This is a genomic window from Nonomuraea sp. NPDC049784 (genome assembly GCF_040659615.1).
GTDB lineage: Bacteria > Actinomycetota > Actinomycetes > Streptosporangiales > Streptosporangiaceae > Nonomuraea.
The window spans coordinates 1-3,834 of record NZ_JBFAMX010000798.1 but is presented as its reverse complement, the minus strand read 5'-3'; the positions used below and the strand labels follow the sequence as shown (position 1 = coordinate 3,834).

The 3,834-nt window shown below is 66.1% G+C and carries 4 protein-coding genes; 3 read left to right on the top strand and 1 reads right to left on the bottom strand.

Features of this window, described 5'->3' with window-relative positions; translation table 11 throughout:
• Nucleotides 1-122 precede the first annotated feature (122 nt).
• Complete coding sequence (locus tag AB0J09_RS58660) at nucleotides 123-782, bottom strand: TetR/AcrR family transcriptional regulator (RefSeq protein WP_360711975.1); 660 nt, start codon at nucleotides 780-782, stop codon at nucleotides 123-125.
• A 156-nt stretch (nucleotides 783-938) separates the two neighbouring features.
• Here AB0J09_RS58660 and AB0J09_RS58655 point away from each other — a divergent pair, with 156 nt between their 5' ends.
• The 3 genes from AB0J09_RS58655 to AB0J09_RS58645 all read left to right on the top strand — a co-directional run.
• Nucleotides 939-1,361, top strand: coding sequence for a Dabb family protein (locus tag AB0J09_RS58655; RefSeq protein ID WP_360711972.1), 423 nt, complete (start codon nucleotides 939-941; stop codon nucleotides 1,359-1,361).
• Between the two features lie 478 nt (nucleotides 1,362-1,839).
• Nucleotides 1,840-3,006 carry an epoxide hydrolase family protein gene (locus tag AB0J09_RS58650; protein WP_360711969.1) on the top strand — a complete coding sequence of 389 codons (1,167 nt, stop codon included), beginning with the start codon at nucleotides 1,840-1,842 and terminating at the stop codon, nucleotides 3,004-3,006.
• 606 nt (nucleotides 3,007-3,612) lie between these two features.
• Nucleotides 3,613-3,834: ATP-binding protein (locus tag AB0J09_RS58645; protein ID WP_360711966.1), on the top strand; the 222-nt coding region annotated here is incomplete at its 3' end.

The following is a 3,834-nucleotide window of genomic DNA, read 5'->3' as shown; positions in this document are numbered from 1 at the left end:
TCCGTGTTCACCGGCAGCGACATCCGGGCCCGCCGGGTAGGACGCGACCTCCACTTCGGTGGAATCTGGATCAACACCTGGGGCGTGCTCTCCGAACACTTCGAGCAAGGCGGCATGCATGGCTACATGCCGCCGCTCTCCGACACCCCTGCGCCCGGTGGTCTGGCCTGTGCGCCATGGAGGATGAAGTCGGCCACCCGCTCGAGGAAGTCGTCGTCCAGCGGGTGGCCGAGCATGAGCCAGTGGAAGTAGAGCGGCCCAGAGATCATCTCCAGCAGGAAGTCCGGGTCGGTGTCGGCGGGTAGTTCGCCGCGTTCGATGGCGCGCTCGAAGATGACTCCTGAGACCTTGAACCGGGCCGGCCAGAACCTGTCGAGGAGTTCGTACAGGTCGGCGTTCGCGGCGGTGCGCGGGCCGGCTTCGCGCTGCAGCGCGATGACCCAGGGGACGTTGAGGCCGAGCCGGATCTCTTTGAGCAGCTCGATGAGATCCCCGCGCAGGCTGCCGGTGTCGGCGGGCGGCACCAACTGACCACGGCGCTCAATGAGGGCGGTGGACACCAGGCCGACCTTGTTGCCCCAGCGGCGGTAGATCGTCGTCTTGTTGACACCCGCGCGCTCGGCCACCGCATCGACGCGCAGCGCGGCGTAGCCGACCTCGCTCAACTCCGCAATGGTGGCATCGATGACGGCTTCGCGCACGCGCGCCGTCCGGCCGCCCGGCCGAACCGTGGCGGCATCGGCGTGCAGATGCTGAACGTCTTGCAGCGGTTCTCCTGCCATACGGCCAGGTTAGAGCGACGCCAATCCTAGATACAACTTCTGGGTGCATTAAGCCGGGAATTAAGTCAACAGCAAGTTGCGTTAAGAGCGAGCAGAACCTAGAGTCCTAAATGCAACAACTCGTTGTATCAAGGTCCGTTTCGAAGGAGAACCGCCATGATCTACCACCAGATCCGCATCGCCCTGAAGCCCGACGCTCCCGAAGACCAGGTCCAGCACGCACTCGACCTGTTGCGCAAGCTCGGCGACAAGCTCGACGCCGTCGAGTTCTTCACGGTCGGCCGTGACTTCGGCGGTGAGTTCCACTACGGCGCCATGTACGCCCTCAAGGACATCGACGCCTACCGCACCTACATGTACGAGCCGCTGCACCTCCAGATCGACGCGATCGGTCTGCCGCTCGCGGCCAACATGGTCTCACTGGACCTCACCGACGACCCTGACCCCGAGATCGGCGACAAGATCGCCCAGGTGCACAGCGACCGGTTCACCGACCACCCTGAACTCCTCGACTTGATCGAGAACCTCGGCTCCTACGAGGGCAGCGGCGTCCCCGACAACGACTCCAAGCCCGCATGAGCCGGCGCCGCTCGGAGACAGCCGCCACCGTCTCCCGCCGTGCCTGACCCTCAAGGACAACCCATGAGATCCCCGTCCACGCTCGCCTACGGAGGTCGGTCGGAGCCCGGAAACTCACCTGCCCTCGGCGCCAAGACGGCGCGGGAAGCCTCGGTAGTCCGTGCGCACCTATTCCTCAACGAGGCGTCCCTTGTCATCGAACCGGAAGATGTTCAGAAGGTTGAGCAAAGCGCATCCGCTCAGTACGCCGCGCCTGCGCCGCGTGCCGATTCGCGCACGGCGGACGCATGTAAGTAGGCGTAGCGTCCGGATGAGTGAGGTCGGGGCATGGCCACGGGCCGGCACCGACGAAAGCCTGCCGCTGTCGCTCACGGACGGACGCGTGAACGCGGTTGCCGCCGCTGATCCGCGGCTGCGCGAGACCGCGGCTGAAGTGAGGGCGACTTAGCCGGCACACGCAGCACACCAAGGAGAACCCATGCCGAGTAACACCCCCGTGATCACGGTCAGTGACGCAGAACTGAACGAGCTCCGCGCCCGGTTGAAGGCCACGCGATGGCCCCAGCCCTGGCCGGTGAACGGCTGGCAGGCCGGTACCGACACCGTGGAACTGCGCCGCCTCGTCGCGTACTGGGCCTCCGGTTACGACTGGCGAACCCACGAAGCCGCCATCAACGCCCTCCCGTCACATCTGGCGGACCTCGACGGAACCCCGGTGCACTACCTTCGCTTCGACGGCGAGCACCCGGACGCGCTGCCGATCATCCTCACGCACGGCTGGCCCAGCTCCTTCCTCGAGCTCATCCCCCTCGCCGACCGGTTGGCCACCCCATCCCGGTACGGAGGAGCAGCCGAGGACGCCTTCACCGTGATCGTTCCCTCACTGCCCGGATTCGCTTTCTCACCCCAGCGGCCCACGCTCACAGATGCGGTGCAGACTCACGACCTCTGGCACCGGCTGATGCGCGACGAACTCGGCTTCGAGCGGTACGCCGCGCACGGCGGAGACCTGGGCGCCGGCGTCACCTCACGGCTCGCCGAGGCCCACCCCGAGGCGCTGGCCGGCATCCACCTGCTGGCCGTGGCAGCCCCGGCCGACTACGACCCGGACGGCCTCACCCCGCAGGAGCAGGCCCACCTCGCCGCCGTGGCGGCCTGGCAGTCGCAGGAAGGCGGGTACCAGCACCAGCAGAGCACCCGTCCCCTCACCCTGGCCCACGGCCTGGCCGACTCGCCCGCCGGCCTGCTCGCCTGGATCGTCGAGAAGTACCGCGCGTGGAGCGACTGCGGAGGCGACCTGTCCTCGCATTTCAGCGACGACTTCATCCTCACCCAGGCCTCCCTCTACTGGTTCACCGGCACGATCTCCACCTCCTTCAGGCCTTACTACGAGTACGCCCACGGCCTGACCAGACGCGTGGAGCGGGTGAGCGTGCCCACAGCCCTCGCCGTGTTCCCCGCCGACCTGAGCCGGCCCCCACGAAGCTGGGCCGAGCGCACCTACAACCTCACGCGCTACACGCTCATGCCCCGCGGCGGACACTTCGCCGCCCACGAAGAACCCGACCTGCTGGCCCACGACATCATCGAGTTCTTCCGCGCCCAACGTCCCTCTCTCCTTTCAGCCCCTCGATTCGATGCCTGAACCCGCCGGCCAGGCCAAGGGCGTCTCCGCACCGCGGCCAGTACCCACTTGCCACCGGAGGTCGCGCCGAGCGCGACCTCAGCAGCGCGAACAGGTCCAGCGCGTCGTCGATCGCCGCCGCATCAAGGCAGCGTGCCGTTCGCAATCCCTGGGAGATCTCGAGCAGCGAAGTGTTGATTCGGTACAGCGTGGAGGTTCCGTTGCTCTAGTGCGTCGCGACTCGGAAGGGGCTTCGCTCATTTTCGGTCGGATGGGGTGCGCGCCGGCACGCCGAATTCATTAGATGAATGATCCGCGCATTGAATGGGTTGATTTCTCGTTTTACGCCGCAGCAAATATGCGAAAGTACAGCCTGCTGTACCCGTGGTGGATAGCGGGCGGTATCGTCACGACTCGTGGCCCTTTCATAGTTTCGGGAGAGCAACATGGTGAAGCGCCCTGGTGCGTCCGGTTAAATTCTTGGCTGACTAGCCGAACCAGATGGATGGTTCGCTGACGATCCGACCGGCGTGTCCGAGAGGTCGGACCGGCACTTGACAGCGGTATCTGCCGGGTGTTCGGAGAGGGATTAGGGATATGTCATCGGGGAGTAGCAATAAGTCCGGGTTGCTGGGATCGCGCCTGGAAGCGGCGCGCGAGCTGGCGTTTGTGGGGCGGGAGGAAGAGATCGCGGTTTTCAACGCGGCGTTGTACGGCGGCGGCTACAGCGTTCTGTACGTGCACGGTCCCGGCGGTATCGGGAAGTCGGCCTTGTTGCGGCGGTTCGCGCACGTGGCCGCGGTGGCGGGGCGGTCGGTGTCGGCGGTGGACGGGCGCACGTTGGAGCCG